The organism is Bradyrhizobium sp. SHOUNA76, from assembly GCF_023006445.1.
In the GTDB taxonomy this organism is placed as follows: domain Bacteria; phylum Pseudomonadota; class Alphaproteobacteria; order Rhizobiales; family Xanthobacteraceae; genus Bradyrhizobium.
Genome location: NZ_JALBHA010001108.1, coordinates 1 through 561, shown reverse-complemented (window position 1 = coordinate 561; position 561 = coordinate 1). Strand labels below are relative to the sequence as shown.

The window sequence follows — 561 nt, the reverse complement described above, 5'->3', positions numbered from 1 at the left end:
GGCTCCACCACGGCGGAATCGATCACCGCCGGCGCCCGCGATGCGCAGAGCACGCTGATCGCGGCCTCGACCGAGACCGCCAACCAGATCAAGGCGCTGTCCTCCGACGTACAGCGTTCGCTGACGATGGCCGGCACCTCGACCGCCGAGATCCTCACCAGCGGCGCCCGTGAGGCCCAGAACACGCTGGTTGCTGGGTCCTCGGATGCGGCGGCCCAGGTCAAGTCGCTCGCGGCCGATGTGCAGCGCTCGCTCACGATGGCCGGCACTTCGACCGCGGAAACCATCACCGCTGGCGCTCGAGAAGCGCAGAACATGCTGGTGACGGCGTCCTCCGAGGCGGCGAACCAGGTCAAGTCGCTCTCGGCCGAAGTTCATCGTTCGCTCTCGCAGGTCGGCCAGTCCACCGCCGAGACCATCACCACCAGCGCCCGCGACGCCCAGAGCACCCTGCTCACGGTCTCGGCCGAACAGACCAGCCAGGTCCGTTCGCTCGCGGCCGAGATGCAGCGCGCGCTGGCAACCGCCGGCGGCGCCACCATCGAGGCGCTCACCAGCGGC

1 protein-coding gene is annotated in these 561 nt (G+C 69.9%); it reads left to right on the top strand.

The genetic code is table 11. The features are described from left to right. The coding region (locus tag MOV74_RS40005; RefSeq protein ID WP_246933087.1) for a hypothetical protein at positions 1-561 on the top strand (561 nt) is incomplete at both ends.